Source organism: Haladaptatus sp. DYSN1, assembly GCF_029489995.1.
Taxonomy (GTDB): Archaea; Halobacteriota; Halobacteria; order Halobacteriales; family Halococcaceae; genus QDMS2.
Genome location: NZ_CP120471.1, coordinates 125,746 through 143,398, shown reverse-complemented (window position 1 = coordinate 143,398; position 17,653 = coordinate 125,746). Strand labels below are relative to the sequence as shown.

Genomic DNA, 17,653 nt, shown 5'->3' with positions numbered 1-17,653 from the left:
AAAATGAGAAACCAAATGATTTTCAGATATGTAGATGGTACTAATCTTTTTTGAGATATTCAATATTGACGCGTTCACCGCGTTCGTAAAAGAAATCAAACGCATCTCTCCAGAATGAAACCACTTCGTCTGTAGCAATGAGCGTGCCACCCTCAAAGTTGGTGTACATTGAGCTGTCACGGACTTCTCCACTCCCGATATATGCTAGACGATTATCTGCGATAACCGCCTTTAAGTGTACGCTCTTCTCGAGTTTCTCCTCAAGTTTGTTACTTCCCGATTCGGCACGAATGACGTCCTGGAAGTCACGGATGCCAACAACACCATACTTGGATTTGGCTGCGAAACGTTGAGTGAGTTGATAAAGTGCATGTAGATCACGGGCTCGTCCGCTTTCGTATTTCATCGGGTCGTACACACCGCGTGTGAGAATTTTGAGATTCACGTCACTTTCCGCCAATGAATCGAATTCGGACTGCAGAAGATTTATTCCGTCAATCTCCAAGTACGGCACACAAAGTCGGACACACTCTTCGGCTTCGCTTAGAACACTTCGGAGGGCATCGCGGAGCATGACTACCTCAGTGTTCGCCGGATAATCGACCTCGTCCTCGAATTCTGAACGGAGTTCAGTTGGGATAGAGACGACAATTCTGTCGGTTGCAGGTGTCACCGACGTGTCGGGGGTGGGTTCAGTTTTCTCTGTGAGCTTATCTTCCACATCGGTCATGTTATCGGGAGCAGCCGGTTCGGAATCCGATTTACCGCTTGGAACGTCTTCAAACAATGCACGGAACTCATCTTCGACGCCATTCTCGTCAACGGCGACATATCCTTCTCCAGGGCGTTCTTCCACGACTTCTTTTTTCCTAAGCAGTTCAAGTGTCTCTCTTGCGTATGTTGGTGCACCTTCACCGAACACTTCAGCAACCGTTTGAATCTGCACTGGCTCACCAGACAGAAGTTGCGCTTCGAGCCAGCGGTAGAGCCCATCATCACGCACCGCCCATCACCTCGTAAGCCCGTTTCCGATCAAGGAGTGCATTGGCTGGCACGTACTCTTCTATTTCCCGAGAAAGGAACGGGTGGCAGTGTGCATCATCGATGTAGCTGCATGCCGGACATGCCGAATCACAATCACGATCACACGTTTTCAACCGTTCTTTTGCACGTTTCAGAAAGTCGATGAAAACAGACCCATCCTCTTCTATGATGAGTTGGGTCAGTCCGCCCATGCCAACGTTCTCCCGTTCGATTAATGCGATGGAACCTCGTTCGATGAACATCTTGCTTCCAAGGAACTGTTCAAGACCGGCCATCTCACGTGCAGCCTCGAAGAGAGCGTGTTGGAGCGAATGGAGTGCTGGGATTAAAGTGAGTTCTTTTTCATCGAATGGTCCCGGTGCAGCTTCTTCTACGACAACCATCTCTTGGCGGGCAACGTCACTCACTGTAGTCTCGTCATCGGTATTCGGGATGATATTCAACAAGTGCTCTGGATCGAACCTGATAAAGACCGCACGACCTTGTTGCTTTACCAAGAAGGCGCGCGCCCTGTTACCAGTGTTCTTTGGCTTAAATGTCCGGATGAATTTATCGGAATCACCGATGGATGATCGTCTTCGACTTGTCGTTGGTGTGTAACCGTACGCAACGTTAGATGACTCCATGTCGTTGAGACTAAACGCAGACACAACACCAAGTTCCCTGTAAATTCGCTGACTGGGTGGAGAGAGTTCTTCCTCAAGGTTCCAATCTAACTGATCGCCTGCACCGCGGTCGGCCTTGCGTTTGAACTCGTTATAGCTCCCGACACCACCTCGTGTTAAATCACTCAGAAGACAGGCACGGGTCAGGTTTGAATCAACTGAACCGGGGATGAGTTTTGAGGCATCGTCGTCATCCACACTGGTCCCTGGGAAATCACATTCGGGACAATCACCCGCCAAATCCCAGGGACCGTGATTTATAGGGTTTGAACAGTTGACTGCTTCGAAGCTGACATTGCCAACGTCGTTCTCGTCACCAACTATATCGACATGTCCTCTGTTGCACTCTGGACACGATAGTGTACCTTCGAACTCATGGTTGACATGGTTACCATCCGGTGCAATTTGTTCGAGATGGGCGCAACGCGGACAAACGAACACGTAGGGGAACAGGTCGAATTCGCCCAATGAGTCACAATCAATACATCGAACGTTGGCCCTTTGCGACTCGTCCGCGATGATGTCGGGACTCAAAAAACCGAGATGATCGCACTCGCAGCGGTATGCCCGTGGGTAGGGCTCAACGATGACCTCTGAGTTTCCGGTTATCTCCGAGAATTCGACATCTCCCACTGAGACACCAAACCGTTGACGTTCGTTCATCGCTTTTCCGCGACCGAGCCAATCGGCGGTGGGTGCGTCGTCTCGCGCTGTCTCATCAGAATCCGAGTCTCCAACAGCGTCTGAGATTAGTTGTTCTCGTTCATCCTTCCGTTGTTGGAGTCGTCGCTGGGCTTCGTCGACCTGATTCGCTACCGCTTCTTTCAGTGCTCGTGAACCTTCGACTTCTAGAGTGTTTTCGATATTTCGACAGCGAGCACGAATACCGTTTCTGATGATGATTCGGTTCGGATATCGTCTGGTCAGCGTGCTGAATTTTGAAAGTCTTGTCATTGCGGTGGTTCTCCGTAATCCGTCTGCATATTGATTCCAACCTGTCCCTCACTCAACCCCCGAAGGCCACTGTCACTAGTATTAATCTGAAACCATTTGTTCAACAGTATACCAGGGTCAGACTTGTAAAAACGACCTGCCTCTGGTTGCATCGTATCGACGTACATGTCGATTATTCTTCCGTAGATTATCTCTATGAATGGTTCTGCTATGTCGATTCCATCTGGTGCGAAAATAGTCTTAATATCTTCAAGTAGCCGGAGATGCATCGAGGAGCGGTCAGACCCATCGTATCGGTTGGAGTAATCGATTACCTCTTTTGCGGGGTCCAAAGTATCCAGAAGATTCACGAGGGATTTGACATAGTGGTTGGAATCTGCTTCGAGATATGCCATCTGGTTCGTCAATAGTGGGCTCAACACGTCTAGGAAGTGTTGGTCGGTGACATGTGGATTCGTAGGTTGGATAATTGCTTCCTCGACATACTCGTCGATGTTTGCGAGCATACCGTGAAAGCGGGCGTACAGGTGGGCGTCTCTGGTCCGATTAGGGAAGAGGTGAATTGCAGCGTGTCCTGCTGCATTACCACGACCAGTCCGACCAACGGCCTGTATTTGCTCTGCTGTCGATCGACACGCGCCATATAACAACATATTGTTGAGATTATCGATGTCGAGACCGAGTGAGACGACCATATTTGCGAGCAACATCCGCATCCGAAGATTCTCGACCGCATCTAGAAGTTCCCGTCTGCGGCCCTTAGTCATCTCACCGGACATGAACTCAAGATTGAGATTCGTTCCGGTTTCCTTTCGATAGTAATCCTGTATGGTCTCTTTAAGTGCGCTCCCATCCGATTTTCGGTAAACGTAGCCAAGTAGAAGACGAAGGGCATCAACATCGAACAATCTTCCCGAATCGGAAATAGCATCCTGAAGTTCTCGTTCGAAGTCTCCACCTTCGAGGCCCTGGTGCAAATGAACCATTGCTCGTCGGAACGAGTTCCGGTTGGTGGTCGCGACAGGTTGTAAGGCGAGTATCCGGTATCGGACAGACTCCTCGTCCGCCTCAAAGTGTTCTCCCCTCTCGTCCTCAGCCGGTACAACGCACGGATTCTCCTCCCTAATGAGTCGTTGGATGTGTTCAAGCGCGTTCCCAGTAGTCGCCGTGCCAGCATCTACTGAAATTTCGTGGTCAATATCACCTAGAGTACCTGGGCTTCGTAGCCGTGTTGCAAGTACACATAAAAATGCGACCATGACGGAGATTCCAGCGCCGAATTCACCGGTATACATATGTGTTTCGTCGAGGACGACGTGACCAACCGGCCGGTATTCGATATCTGACGATTCGGGACGGTCAAGGAAATTCCACCCCGTTTCTGTCGAATGGTTACATGCTGTACAGAAGATACGAGTGTCTCCCTGTTGCGCCCTGTACCCATTCATATCTGTCAGTGCACGTCCACACTTGGTACACGGAGTATGTGGTGCTCCGAAGAATGGAAGCGATGAATATGTCGAGTGTTCGGAATACGCCTCCGTAGTCGCCATTTGATAGAGTTTATCCGGTGTACCGACGACTAAGTCCGGAAGGTAGCGGACTGTGCCATCGTGGTCGAAGACGAAGTCGTACTTGTAATCGCAGTCTTCACAGACAAGATAATGGCGTGCACCAGTAGATTTACAGGATGTATCTCTACATTCGAATTGGTGATGGCCGTTCTTAGTCCACCCCTCATTGACCCTGAAACCACACTTCGCGCACTCCCGGTGGACACTAAGATGCTCATTCCCACATTGGTGACAGGACTCTATATAATCAGTAAACTCTGCAGCATCGAGATAGACGTCATCTTCTCGCGACAATCCGATTTCGGTCGGTTTGGTGTCTTTCCCCATAACGACCCCACAGGTAAGGTCGAAATCACTCTCGTCGCGAAGCGCATCGACGAACGTTATTAGCCGTTTTAACATCCCATCTGTAAGTGTCGTCGTCGGGAATGGGAGGAATGCACGTGTATCATTTTCGAGGACAACTAACGTCGTCGAGATGAAGTAAACAGCTGTCTTTCCAGCTGAAGTGGGTGCTCTGACGACCAGTGATCCAGACTCGTCATTCAAGAGCATCCGAATCCGCTCTTGTATAGCAGCCCATTGTACTGAGTACAGAGAATCCTCGATTCCAAGGCCTTCAGGAACGGCGGCAAGAATCCTCTGAAGATTATCGAGAATTGTCGAGTCCGAATCCGAGAGTGCATCACGCTCGCCCTGGCTCAGACGAGTCAAATTGTCGAATAGATACTCCTTGTCAGTAGCCAACAAATCAAGACGTACATTGTTTGCCTCCGGCGAGGTCTGTTCTACGAAGTCGTACACCCCCCACATCGTAGCAAGGAACTTCTGTCCATCTTGAACAGATTGCGTCAGAATCCCATGTCTCTGGGTGTAGAGTTGCTCTCCCCGCTGTCGAAGTTCCTCGACAGTCTCATCAACTGTTCCAACTCCGAACTCCCTTCGGAGGTTTGGTGCGTGTTGCTGAGCAGGGAAAATTGGAGATGTCCCCTCGAAAGTCAGCGAGAACACCGGATTCAACACCGACCCGAGACGTTTCTCCACAAAATCATCAGGGTCAACGTCGGTAACGTTCCGTAGTTCGGCAGCGAGACGGACGTAACCTGCAGGAGCATTATCAATCAATTCGAGTTCGAACTCCAGTTCGAGTTCTCGTCGTTCGTACTGGATAGCGATAGTACGGTTTCTATCGGGGTCTAGAGTTGCATCTGTTTCACCAGCGTAATCGGTCTCGGTTGTCGTGAGATTATCACCGTTCATATTACAATAGCGCAGAATTGCAGAATGACATGGCGTATTGACGGTAGTGTTCGATGGAAGGTCGTTGAGTTCTACTTCCCAACCGTGTTCGAACGCAACTGGAGGACCAGTGGTCGTCTTCGGTGCGTCTCGACCAGCAATCTCGATTTGGTAGTCTCCGATGGTACCCCCCTCCAGCCCATCGTGTGCCTGATCTCGGACGCGAGACCAACTAATCGTCCACGGCTTTCGGTAACCTAACTGGGATGGTTGGAACCCAGCCACATTGACTTCTACCGACGAGTTGGAGAGGTTATCTGCGGGTAAGAGCAAGGTGACACGCTGGTTCATCGGAAATGCTTGACCAGGATACTCTTTCCCATCAACATCTGCTACTGAGTCGGGAACGAGACGGTTACCGTCAGACATCTCTGAGAGTGGCCGGCCCGGACGATATGTGAACCACTCTAGTTGTTCGCGTGATTGTCTATCAAGATACGAAGAGTCTTCGGTATCGGGTCGCAGGTGAGAGAGCACCGACTCAAAGACCGACGAAGGAGGGTCATCGCTAATTTCAGCGTCCGCCATATCACCACAATTCACACGCGGTGACATGAACGCCGGCTACAAGGTGAAAGTGAAAACCGAATTCGTAGCGGTGACTCACCCGGAGGAGTATTAACGATGTTCTATGACGAACACACCATGAGCAGTGTTTGATGTGGAACCACCAGATTCAGCAAACGATTTCATCCGTTCTCTTCTTGTATGGAAGTCCATAATGAACGAGAGTTTCCCTGGAGATGTGACGACAGAACTCTGTACGATGTGCTTATCGCAGAATTATTTCTATCACGGACGAACGCCGGTTGAGGAGGTCACTAATAGACTGTGCCTCTCTAGGGAAGCCAATAGGAGCCGAAAGTTAACCGATTTGCGCTGTGAGACGAGTATCAGAGAGATCTAATATGTAGATTCGGCTCGCTCCAGGATGATTGCTCTTCGTTGGAGTCCGACTCATTGAACGGAACCTTCAACAGAGCATGATTCGGAAGCCATTGAGACGTCGCATAGATTTGCTCGCGGATGTCCGCTTCGTCTCTCGGAACCCAGTCGTCTTCGCGGACAAGGGCACGCATTGATTCCCCATTGATGAGCCTTGAGACCAACTGAGGAAGAGAAGCAGGGGGGATAACGGCGATGGAATTATCCCTTTTGAGACAAAGGCCAATCGGGTGGTTGGATGCCGAATCTTCGACCACGAAGAGTTCTTCGTCTGCCAGTAGGGTCCCTTTCAAGTCAGACAGCACCTGCAGCATCTCATGGTGGAGCGTCAAGACCGACCTATCCTCTGGATTTGATTCCGCGACAATCGATTTGCCATCGGGCTGGGATAGTGTCACGCGAACCGAAGACGCCCCCGATTCGAGCGTCGCGTTCGGAGTAACAGCTGCCAATACCTCCAAGAACGCTCTTCGAACTCTCGTTGAGAGCGGAATCAGCTCTTCGGGCGAACCCCAGACCTTCTGAATTGCAGCATGTTGGACACTCTGTCGAATCTCGCCAAGGTTCGCGATGGCTTCCTCGATGTTGCCACCACTTCGCCTATCTCTTGAGACGACCCTCGACCGGATTGCGTTACTGACAATCTCCGGCGACTGACCCACAGCGATATCGTACAAATCCTTGCGTTCGGTCAAGCGGGTGTACATCTTCGCTTCGACGCTATCAGGATACCACAGATTGTATATCACCACCTCGTCAGCCGTTTGGCCCAAGCGAGCGATGCGACCGATTCGTTGCTCCAGCTTCGCCGGGTTCCAAGGAACATCGATGTTTATCATCACCCGAGCCGCCTGCAGGTTCAACCCTTCCGCGGCGGCCTCAGAACAGAAGACAACCCGAATATCCTCGTCTTCCAAGGCGAGTTTTACGTCTTGTTTGGTCGCCGGACGCTGTGTTTCGTCCGTCGTAATCCACGCATCCTGTCCGGTGTACAACCCGTATCCGACATCCAGATTATCCGATTGATTTGCTCTGAACGCTTCGAGACAGGCATCGAGAGTGTCGGTGTACCGTGAGAAAACGAGTACTCCCTCTTCGGGGAGGTGCTCACTCAGCAACCCGACCATCGTATCCATCTTCGGGTCACGGAATGGACCATCAATGACGAAGTTCTCCAATCGCCCAATCAGATCCTTAATGTAAGTTAATTCGATACTCTTCGCACGTTCCAACCGTCGCTGCTCGGAACTGGTGTTCTCGGAGAGTGACTCTTCCTCATCCGGACTGATATCCGGCTCTTCGTACTCTTCTTCGAGAACATCAGCGTCCGTGTCGTATCCTTCCACTATCGCGTCAATCTTATTCAGGCGATTCTCCAAACTACAGATGGCAGAATTGAGACTCGAGGCAGTCCGTTGATGATACGAACTCTTCGTGAACCCAAGACTAATCTCCCGATTAGGGTCTGCTGCTTCCTCAACTGACCCGTACGCCTCCCGTAGGTATTCATGGAGACCATCGTAGAACCGATTGACTTCCAATGGGATATCGAGCGCGGGAGATTCGAACCGCCGCTCCGGGAAACGATACCCGAGTTCTACGAGTGAAGATCGGTTGTTTCTGAGTGTGAGAAGATGTGCGGGATGGAGTTTGACCAAAAGATTGAACGCGCTTGACCAGTCCTTCATGACTTCGTTAATAGCGTCTAGCGATGGGCTCTCGCCGGAGTGTTTCGCCATCTCAAGGAGCTTTCGCTGGGTAGGCGAGATATTGTCGGGAGTGTATTCCATGTCATTAACTACCGCTTCCAACAATCGGAGAATCCAGCGAGCATTCTGTAGACTCTTTGCATTTTCGCCACCGGAGAGAATCTCGAGCGACCGTTTGTACACCTCAGAATCGTCCCAGAGTTCCGGCAACCCCAGTAACCTGAGCAACGAATGATACTCATACAGATTCGTCTGAAGGGGAGTTGCAGTCATGAATACAAGATGGGCTACCTCCTGGGAAACGTCGTCAAGCAGTCGCCAGAGTCTCGTCGGGCGATACAAGCCATCAAGGGTCGGTCGAACCCTTGCAGCATGCGCCTCGTCAACGAGCATGACGTCAGGGAACTGTTCTGCGTCTTCATAGATATGGCCCTGCTGCCTCGTCCCTCTCGCGAGTTGTGCGGATATCAAGACACGTGAAGGGGCTGCGGGACCGACTGGATTGCCGCCGAGCGGTTGATTCCAGATTTTACCCGTGGGTGAGATATATTCTGTTTGCGTCGAATCCCACCGCCAAAAGTCGAGCCCGAAATGCAACTTGAGTTCTTCCTGCCATTGCTTGAGGAGGTTGGCTGGGGCGAGAATTGTCGCTTTATCGACATCGGCGAATTCCAGTAAGTAGGTCAGTATCGCCCCAGCTTCGAGGGTCTTTCCAAGGCCAACTTCGTCTGCGAGGAGGACTCGAATGGGCCATCGGCTAAGTGCTTCAACGACCACGCGCTCTTGGTGTGGGTACAATCCCACGTTGTCGAACGAGAGTACCGAATATGCAGGGCTAGATTTAACGATTTCGAGTACCTCGTCGAGCTTCACGAAGGAGGATTGCTGCAACATAGGGGGCTGTTTCGGGGCGTCGAGCTGGTCTAGAAGTTCGTTCGCGAAAGAAACATCGAGTTCGACGACCGTGAGGTACTCACGGTTATCATTCCAAATGTTCTCGAAGCTTTCTGTGTGGCGCTGAACAAACGCTCGTTGCCCTTCTTCCCAATCGGTAAAGACGCTCAGCTCCTCGATGTTCCCCTGCATTCCGGCGCCTGTTTCGTTCGGGCTGCCCACACCGACGACGGTGTTGCCTTCGGTATCTCGGAATATCATCCGCTTGTTGTGGAAGATACCTCCAGACCGGTGGTTCTCAAGGTCGACCGGACAGGCGATACGAATCTCGAGCAACCCGTCGTTCATCATCCATGCCAGCGTAGCGAGCCTGTCCCGAGCGAACTCGTCCTGGACAGACGATACCTCCTCGAGCAAACGTCTTCTAACCTCCTCAACCATCTCGTCAGCAGTCTTTGCATCCAGCCTTTCGGCCTCGAGAATCTCATGAGGGACGTCGTGGATACCGACAATTAGGCGCATCGTCCCTTGCTTCCGCCACAGTGCATCTATACCGTCCGCGACGGCCAATAGCGAGTCGACGGTGAAGAACCCGGTCAGTCGGTCGTAGCTACGAGCGCACTTGAGGACGGGGCGGACGAACGAATCGAGAATATCCTGACCCCAGCCCTCGTAGAGGATGTCCAAATCGAGCTCCGTGAAGAGCGCATCATTCGAGGACATTGACGTCATCGTCCGAGAGCGTCCAAGACCTGGTTGCAGATGTCTTGGTCGTCGTCGGGCGAATCACGAGTGACCGCCTCCTTGTCCGCCAACTGTTCAAGCAAATCGCACGCGTAATCGGCCTGAGCAGGGGACATATCGTATTCCGCTCTCCTTTTCTTCCCCATATCGAACAGGAATTTCCTCGACTTTCCGCTCAACAGGCCGTACTGTTTCGCTTTGGTCGACATGTGGAAGAAGACCTTTCCAGGGAGTTCGGCAACGTTCTCCTCCGGCCGCGGTCCGCTGACCTCTCGGAAAGCCCCTTTCACCACCGCGTGCGGCGCATCGTCAGAGGACATATCGTCGAGCGCTTTCAATCCAGCCACAATCTCGTCGGTGGTTGCATCCGCGAAGGCGAACCACGTGGTCTTCGGTGGAACGTCTTCTGCGAGAATCGAGAGGTTGTCTTCCTCCATCGTCGCAAGGACGAGGACGGCAGCGAGTTCTCCAGGGGTCGTGTCCAAGAACCGCGCGACCATCTCGATTCCCAAGCCACTTTCGTAGAAGGTCTGCGAGACCGAAAGTACCCATTCGTCGAATGGGTCTCTTGATGAATCCCAGAGGTCGACGAGGGCCAGCTTCGGCGACTCGGATTCGAGATTTACAGCCTCAACTTCGCCGGCCGTATCGCTTCGCTCGTCGCTCATCTTCACTCACCCAGCCTCTGGTATAGCCACATGTTACGATAGCGTCTCGCATCGGACGATTCGTACCCTATCTCGTCAGTGAGGAAGGACGCGATGCAGTCCGCCAAGGCCAACGTTCCTACAATCTCGTGGTCTTCCGATTTGTCGAGGAGCCGCGAGTTGGTGTTGAGAATGGCTTGCAGTTCCTCCGTTGCCTCATCATAAATGTAATCCCACGGGAGACGCTCGTCGGGTATCCCGGCCATCTCGTACGAAAGGTGAATCCGTTTGCCATCGATGGAGAGGGTGCTGGCTTCGACCTGCACTAGCTCGTCTTCATCCTGCGTCGAATCACCATCATCGTCCCCTGTCCCGCCCCCCGAGGTGTCCTCATCCTCTCCCTCCTCGCCACCGTCAGGGTCCGCAGCTTCAGACCCGCCTCCTAAGGCCTTCTGGAGGCCTCTGGCAGCTTTTCTGAACTTCTTTGGGTCTTTGCCCCTGCTCGCTTCCCGAGAGGCTTTGGCTACCGGCCCGAGGAACTCCTCCATCGTCTTTCTGGCTTCCTTCCATTCGTTAGATTGTCGCTCGAACCCCCGCTTGTAGAAGTTCGGTGGGACGAAATCGAGATGAACCTCACCGATGATTCTGGATGTCATGAGATGAGCTTTGAAGAAATCCTTGTTCCAAGGCTCGACGAGTTGGTTCTCACGGTAGAGGTTGAGGCCAAAGATGTCATCGTTGTGGGTTTTCTTGTCCAACGCCACCCATCCATAGATTCGGTGTTCCTCATCGTCCCCACATGAGATTTCGAACTCCTGTTTGGACCCTTCTATGAAATTGTATTCGGGTGGCTGTGCTCGATTACCGTTCACCTTGATGACGTCACCGCCCTCGATGTGTCCCTTATATGCCCGGCCGAGATTATCTAGCACAGGACCGGCCAGTGGGTTGTAATCCCTGAGTTCTTGGACCACGATTGCGGTTCCGTGCTCGCGAGTTCCCAGGACTCCATCCTCGTCAGGTTCTCGTTCCTCAATTTCGACTTCCCACTCGAAGTTCGGGTCGCCTGTTCGGTTCGTCCATTCCTCGAGGTCGAACTCAACGAAGTACTCCGTGTCCGCATCCAACGGCCGGGTTGTAACCGACCACCGGCGTCCGAGGCTGGCACACGCAGTCTTCATCCCGAGGCCGAACATCCCCTTCCGAGAGCCCGAGACCTTCTCAATCTTGTTCATCTTCACCCCTAGGCGGACCGCTTGAGCCAAGACATCGCCGTTCATCCCCTTCGCGTTGTCGATTACTCGAATTTCGGATGGGTCTATGTAGATATCAACCTCGATATCGGTTCCCTCGACTTGGGCGTCCATACTGTTCGCCACAAGTTCAACGATAGCCTCTGCAACCGTGAAACTCGCCGCTCCGATGTCCTCCATCAACGACGGGTCTGGGTTGATGGAAACACTATGGCGCTTAGACATAAATGAGAATCCATCGTCAGAGAGCATAAAAGTACCTTCAGTTGACATTGCTCAACGTGCCAATTTCTTTCGTTGTAATCCGGATTACATTGCTGAGTCCACCGAAACCATTCCGTCGTCGAACTTAGTCTGATAAGCAACGTTCGCTGAATGTTTCGCGCTCGAGTATTGTTTAGGACGATTTAAAACCGGGCAATCGACCGTAGACACATCTCAAACCTCACTACTCTACTGTGGCCCAGTAGATGGCAGAGACCAGACAACATGGGCTGTCTGGGGTTTAGGCTGAAAATCTAGATTTGTTTTAGTCGGGCTGAATGGAACCAATCCGTGGTTCCGTAGAATTCGACAGATATCGTGCACGGAGTCTATCGTCAACACACTTGTCATCGGCTTCAGAACCGCAAAGGGGAGAAATCGAATCCGACAAGTCTTCGAACTCGTCTGGGACATGAATGTCATCTCGGTTCGCCTGAATCCACACCACAATAGTTGAGCTTGTACGCTAAGTAGTTCGCATCCACCAGTTTCAATAGCACACTGACGGGGAGCGTGTCATTCTCAGCACCAAACAGCTCTGGAGTATCAACTCGGTTGCTTCGGTCGAACTCCGATTGCAGGAAGACTTGGTCGACAATCCCGCTCCCATCGTAGTCCAAGATGACCGAGAGTAGATTGTACTCGAGCGGCTCATCGCGTTCGTGGCGGGGTAATCTGATAGCTTGGAGCGTACTGGCGTCGGGAATTTGTGGGCCAAGTTCCGAAACAAACCCATCGATAACCCTCTCGACCTCTCGCTGTAATTCAGATCGCGAATCGAGCAATCCATCGAGGAAGTGGAGTGCTGTGTCAAAATCGACCAAGGTCGATTCCACGTCCGTGGAGTATCCACGGTAGAGTAACTCCATCAAGACACCTTTACAGCCTGTGCGCTCGCTTCGCGCCTTCGCACGCGACCATCGGGAGCGAAGCGAGCGCGTCTTAGAGACAAAGCAACCAGCACCGCGCGCCAGCGTCACCCGGCGCGAGCGCCCAGCACGCAAGCCGGTTTCGTGTCCGTCGCTAGACGCAACCGAGAGCGCGCTTGGTGCTGGCGTCGAAACCAGACGCCCGGAACGGCCGCAGGCCGCACGCCCGGAATGGTCGGTCGCCAGCAGACGAGGCACGACCGAAAGGAGGGTCTCGTTGCGGAGGCGCGGTCGCTCGAGCGGGCGTTCATCGAAGACACACCGCCCATCCACCGTAGGAAAAGACCACCCAGACCACGGGGTGGGAGTGAACGGGGCCGGGCACTCGCGTCTGCGTGGTCGTCTCAGCGACCCCTCTCGGCTCTGACGAGATGTCGCCTGAGCGACCGCGAGCGGCCGGGGGCGTTCAGCGTGGTACCATCGTCTGACTTCAGAACAGTCGCGGTAGAAATGGCGCGATAGCGACGGTCTCTTCCAAGCTTCAAGCAGACGAATGCTTCTGGAGACAGGTGCCACAGATGTAGAAGTACTCTTCCGAGCCGATACCTAGCCGCTCACCGAGGACCGAATTGCCAGCAATCCGTTCGTTTTCGCTTGCCAGACCGAGTACTGTCCCACAGTCAGCACAGGCAACTTCAACGTCGTCAAACGCTGCCCGCTCTGCTTCAGCACAGGATTCACACAGGATGACATCACCCCAGTCGGGGGTTGCATCGCGGACAAACTCGTCCTCGCCGGGTACGAGTTCGTCACTGCACTTCGCACAGATGTCGGGCGTTTCGTGGTCGAGGAACTGTATGAGGACGTTCCCCGACAGGCCACATCGTTTACACCGAACGATGTTCAGGTAGATGTTCGAAGTAAGTTGGCCGTCGATCGAGCTGTACCACACAGACGCATCATCCCACCCCACTTGACGGGGCAGGGGATAGAAGGCGTGTTCGCCATCGGCACAGGCGTGGTCGAACGAAAGTCCGTGTTCGAGGGGAATGTAGTTGCTGTCGTCGATGCCGCCTTCAGACACGTCCATCATGAATGCGACGTCGTCGGGGACGAGGTCTGGGCCGGGTAAATCGTCCCAGCCGATGCCGTCGTCGTACTGCAGATACACGAAGGTCGAGTCGATGCCGACGACGGTGAACGACTCGTCGATGCCCTGGTTGTAGAAGCGTTTGCCGAGTAGTCGTGACCGAAGGTCCTCGAGTGGTGAGTTGCCCATTCAAAAGAGAAGGTTAAGAAGAACGATAAATGTTAGAGTTCCAACTAGAATCTGGGCGATCGAGTTCCTGATAGCACGCCAAATACAGTACACTCGGACAACAGAAACGCCAGCGTTCCGTGACCGACTTCGAACGAACTACAGCTCTGAGATTCGGCTCTCGAACTCATCCTGGAAGGCATCCATCTGTGTGACGCCCCACTCGACGAGTTTGTTCTGTTCGACGGTTCCAAGTTCCGTGATTTTCCCCGAGATGTCCAGCGTGAGCTTGATTCTACACGCTCGCTTCTCTGGAAGATGTTGCCAGACCAACTCCTGGTCCAAACTTGCCTCAATCGCTTCTTGTTGGCTTTGGAGTGTCTGGAAGATTGCATCGTTCTCCTCCGGATCGGATGTGTCGATATAGAGTTCAACGCAAAACTCGGGCCCTTTGTGGAACGCCCATACGAAGGCCAGTCCACTCCGACCTGCGCCAAAGGCAAGCCACGGCTGTGGCTGTGGTGTCAGTTTGTACCACTCAGGACGGTGTTCTGCATATGCAGTCGCCAGCTGCCCGAAGAAGTCTTTGTACGCTTGCTCGGTCTCGGACAACCCGTCCGTTAAGTCTCGTTCCCAATCGTTTGGCTCGACAAGAATCTCGAACTCGAATCCTCTGGATGCGGCCCCTTCGATACTCACAACCCGTGGTCGAATACCGAAGAATTTGATGTCCTTTGGGCCGCTTTCGTTGAGCCATTCGAGCACGCTCCGGTGCTCGGGACGGAAGCGTTCTGCGAGCCAGATAGTGAACTCCGCGCTTTTGCCTGCTGAGTACGTGAGCAGCTTCCCGAGATGGTCGTGGTCAGTTGGGCCATACTGATTCTCGATTACGACGGTTCCGCCACTGTTCATCTCTTTGCCCACGATATCCGCTGAGAACGAACCAACTGCTTCCTCGGAGGTTGCATCCTCGATCTCGAGGCCGAGTTCTGCCGCTAACTCATCGATATTGGTGGTGAGCCACTTGGTGAAGTCTCGTTCTTCGTGCGGCCAGACACTCCGGAGTTCGTGTTCCTCTATCCGGGCAATATCTTCGGGCATGCTGTCCACTACATGAAAGTCAATCCATATTCATGTTTGGGTGAGACTACAGGAGTGAGGGGAATCTGGGAGTTCAGACTCTGAGTGTGGTCTGGCATTACCGAGGGTGAAGCATCAGGGGGAGACGACGCGTTATTCAAGGCTACTCGTGTTCACCTGTTGTGCCTACTAATCGAACGGCCGTTGTCTCCACCACAAGCCAGGCCCGTTATCACACTTTTATGTAGGGGCTTCGCAATAGCAGATAACGAATGGGCCTCAGCAACAGTCTGGCCGACTACTCGGAGTGTTCGTCCTCTCTCATCGAAGCGTCTCCGCAGATGGACGAACAGAACACGAAGCGAAAAATCATTGAGCCCCTTCTCGAGCTTCTCGGCTGGGATATGCTCTCCGCAGACGTCGAACTAGAGTACTCCGTTCAGATGGGGACGGGCACGAAGAAGGTTGACTACGCACTCAAGCTTGAGGGCACGCCGGTGGTTTTCGTGGAAGCGAAGGGATGCGATACGCCCATCGACGGCCATGAGGGACAGTTGTCCAGCTACATGCGGCAGGTCGGCGTCGACTGGGGACTGCTCACCAACGGACGCCGCTTCAGACTCTATCGCCGAGACCACGCGAGTAACCGTCCGTCCGAGATTCAACTGGTGGATTTCACCGTCGACGAAGTCACCGCGAACGAACACCCACTGCGAGCGATATCATATGGTTCGATAGAATCAGGCGAGTCACAGCGCATCGCCGAGACTATCGAAGCAGTACAGCGAGCAGTCGACTCGCTACGGGACAACAAGGAGTCACTTGCGGAGGAAGTCACGGTGGTGGTCACAGATGTCGTGGGCGAGTCAGTCTCTCAAACGGTAGAAAATGAGGCTAAGGGGTTCATCGACGATCTCGTCGCCACACTGGAAGAGCAGGCACACCGGACACCACCTGCCGACGAGTCACGTTCGAGGACACACGAGGACTCAGTGGATGGTGGAAAGTACACGATCAAGCTTCTCAAGGACGGCTCTGAGGTTCACCGCGTCGTGGCCGATAACCAGGTAGGAGCGATGGTCGCACTCGTAGAGTACCTCATCGAGACGGAGGAGTTGCTCAACGCTGTTTCGCTTCCCTACGTCCCGGGAACCGGTCGGGGGAGTCGAGCACTTCTCAACGCCAAACCGACACACACGAACGGGCGAGAGATGCGACAGTACGAGCAGGTCGCAGGCGAATATTACCTATTCACGTCGTTGAGTGCCAAGGACAAGAAACGATATCTTCGGGAACTCCCAGACAAGGTGGGCCTCCAGTGCGAATTCGGAGAGAAGTGGTAACTGGTTCATAGTCGGAAGGAACGACGGTGGCTGTGGAGGAGTCAGATACTGGATTGACGTCGGCATTCAATTGCAAAGAACTGTACTGGCAGTTCTACGTCTGTGGGCCACAGACCGTCCCCTGAATCCCGTCTCTGAAGTTCAGCGTGTTCTTCATCGACGAAAGTCAGCGTGTCCATATCGACGATATCGGTTCGAAAGCCGAGATTCGAAGGCATGCCCGTGACCTGGGTGCCGAGATTGTGGAGGTTGAATTGGATTCACAGTTCTGATGCAACGGCTCGGAAGGCTACATCGCGTGGCTCAATGATGTCCTGGAGATCAGGGCCACGGCGAACGCAGACGGGTTCGATCTCGACTACGACCTACAGGTGTTCGATACGCCGGAGGCGCTTCACGAGGCCATCGCAACGAAGAACGAGCAGACCCGATTATCGCGAGTCGTCGCTGGGTATTGCTGGGAGTGGAACAAAGAGAGTCGCTCTGATCCTGATTCGACGGATATCAAAATTGGTGAGTACGAGCGGAGCTGGAATCTTGACACGAGCGAACTGTGGGCTATCGCCGAAGGTTCGATTGACGAGGTCGGGTGTATTCATACGTGCCAGCGGCTTGAATTCGATTACGTTGGCGTGATTATTGGGAATGACCTGAAATACCGTGATGGCGAGATTGTCGTGGATCACGAAGCCCGCGCGAACACGGACCGTTCACTCTTTGGTATCAAGAAGAAGTTCCGCGAGGAGCCGGAGGAGGTGACAGCAAAAGCCGAAGAACTGATCAAGAACACCTATCGAACGCTGATGAGTCGTGGAATGAAGGGCTGCTGCCCATCGTCCGAGTCAACGGGGGCTGCGGTCGGTAACTCACCCCATCGAGCCTTGCCCGCAATCGTCGTGTCCTCCTCGTCGAAGGTCACGTAGTAGTCGAACACGGCGGATGAATGTGAATCCGCACCCACCAGTCGGTCGAACACCGTCTTCCCAGTGGTCAACGCGTCGTTCTGTGTCGGTGCCTCTACCAGTACGTAAATGACCATGTGCATGGTTTTCACCTTCGTCTGCCGACGCACGCGACTGCACACTGCCTCGCTACGTGATGCGCCGGCACT

At 53.2% G+C, this 17,653-nt stretch carries 10 protein-coding genes and 2 pseudogenes; 2 read left to right on the top strand and 10 right to left on the bottom strand.

Annotated features, from left to right (window positions below; translation table 11 throughout):
* Positions 1-40 precede the first annotated feature (40 nt).
* From P0648_RS16905 to P0648_RS16865, 9 genes are all read right to left on the bottom strand, one after another.
* A complete protein-coding gene (locus P0648_RS16905) occupies positions 41-1,003 on the bottom strand; it encodes a phospholipase D-like domain-containing protein (protein ID WP_277506043.1) in 963 nt (320 codons plus the stop codon).
* Positions 996-2,663 carry a DUF1998 domain-containing protein gene (locus tag P0648_RS16900; protein WP_277506042.1) on the bottom strand — a complete coding sequence of 556 codons (1,668 nt, stop codon included), beginning with the start codon at positions 2,661-2,663 and terminating at the stop codon, positions 996-998. The genes P0648_RS16905 and P0648_RS16900 overlap by 8 nt, the downstream gene beginning before the upstream one ends.
* Complete coding sequence (locus P0648_RS16895; RefSeq protein WP_277506041.1) at positions 2,660-6,064, bottom strand: DEAD/DEAH box helicase; 3,405 nt, start codon at positions 6,062-6,064, stop codon at positions 2,660-2,662. The genes P0648_RS16900 and P0648_RS16895 overlap by 4 nt, the downstream gene beginning before the upstream one ends.
* A gap of 365 nt (positions 6,065-6,429) precedes the next feature.
* Positions 6,430-9,807, bottom strand: a complete 3,378-nt coding sequence (locus tag P0648_RS16890; protein WP_277506040.1) for a helicase-related protein — start codon at positions 9,805-9,807, stop codon at positions 6,430-6,432.
* Positions 9,808-9,812: 5 nt separating this feature from the next.
* A complete protein-coding gene (locus P0648_RS16885; protein ID WP_277506039.1) occupies positions 9,813-10,496 on the bottom strand; it encodes a hypothetical protein in 684 nt (227 codons plus the stop codon).
* A 2-nt stretch (positions 10,497-10,498) separates the two neighbouring features.
* Positions 10,499-11,908, bottom strand: coding sequence for an ATP-binding protein (locus P0648_RS16880; protein WP_277506038.1), 1,410 nt, complete (start codon positions 11,906-11,908; stop codon positions 10,499-10,501).
* Between the two features lie 503 nt (positions 11,909-12,411).
* On the bottom strand, positions 12,412-12,861 hold the full coding sequence (locus tag P0648_RS16875; RefSeq protein ID WP_277506037.1) for a hypothetical protein: 450 nt from the start codon (positions 12,859-12,861) through the stop codon (positions 12,412-12,414).
* 541 nt (positions 12,862-13,402) lie between these two features.
* Positions 13,403-14,140, bottom strand: a complete 738-nt coding sequence (locus P0648_RS16870) for a hypothetical protein (protein WP_277506036.1) — start codon at positions 14,138-14,140, stop codon at positions 13,403-13,405.
* A gap of 138 nt (positions 14,141-14,278) precedes the next feature.
* Entirely contained in the window at positions 14,279-15,220 is a 942-nt protein-coding gene (locus P0648_RS16865) for a DUF4268 domain-containing protein (RefSeq protein ID WP_277506035.1), read from the bottom strand.
* A gap of 320 nt (positions 15,221-15,540) precedes the next feature.
* Between P0648_RS16865 and P0648_RS16860 the strand changes: the two genes are divergently transcribed.
* Positions 15,541-16,542, top strand: a complete 1,002-nt coding sequence (locus tag P0648_RS16860) for a type I restriction enzyme HsdR N-terminal domain-containing protein (protein WP_277506034.1) — start codon at positions 15,541-15,543, stop codon at positions 16,540-16,542.
* Between the two features lie 146 nt (positions 16,543-16,688).
* Positions 16,689-17,465: pseudogene (locus tag P0648_RS16855) on the top strand (DNA/RNA helicase domain-containing protein).
* Here P0648_RS16855 and P0648_RS16850 read toward each other — a convergent pair.
* A pseudogene (locus tag P0648_RS16850) lies at positions 17,369-17,587 on the bottom strand (hypothetical protein); the annotation flags it as partial. The pseudogenes P0648_RS16855 and P0648_RS16850 overlap by 97 nt on opposite strands.
* Positions 17,588-17,653 lie beyond the last annotated feature (66 nt).

Coding starts and splice junctions, on each gene's coding strand:
- P0648_RS16900 (WP_277506042.1), bottom strand. CDS start 2,663: ATGACAAGACTTTCAAAATTCAGCACGCTGACCAGACGATATCCGAAC.
- P0648_RS16895 (WP_277506041.1), bottom strand. CDS start 6,064: ATGGCGGACGCTGAAATTAGCGATGACCCTCCTTCGTCGGTCTTTGAG.
- P0648_RS16890 (WP_277506040.1), bottom strand. CDS start 9,807: ATGTCCTCGAATGATGCGCTCTTCACGGAGCTCGATTTGGACATCCTC.
- P0648_RS16885 (WP_277506039.1), bottom strand. CDS start 10,496: ATGAGCGACGAGCGAAGCGATACGGCCGGCGAAGTTGAGGCTGTAAAT.
- P0648_RS16880 (WP_277506038.1), bottom strand. CDS start 11,908: ATGGAGGACATCGGAGCGGCGAGTTTCACGGTTGCAGAGGCTATCGTT.
- P0648_RS16875 (WP_277506037.1), bottom strand. CDS start 12,861: ATGGAGTTACTCTACCGTGGATACTCCACGGACGTGGAATCGACCTTG.
- P0648_RS16870 (WP_277506036.1), bottom strand. CDS start 14,140: ATGGGCAACTCACCACTCGAGGACCTTCGGTCACGACTACTCGGCAAA.
- P0648_RS16865 (WP_277506035.1), bottom strand. CDS start 15,220: ATGCCCGAAGATATTGCCCGGATAGAGGAACACGAACTCCGGAGTGTC.
- P0648_RS16860 (WP_277506034.1), top strand. CDS start 15,541: ATGGACGAACAGAACACGAAGCGAAAAATCATTGAGCCCCTTCTCGAG.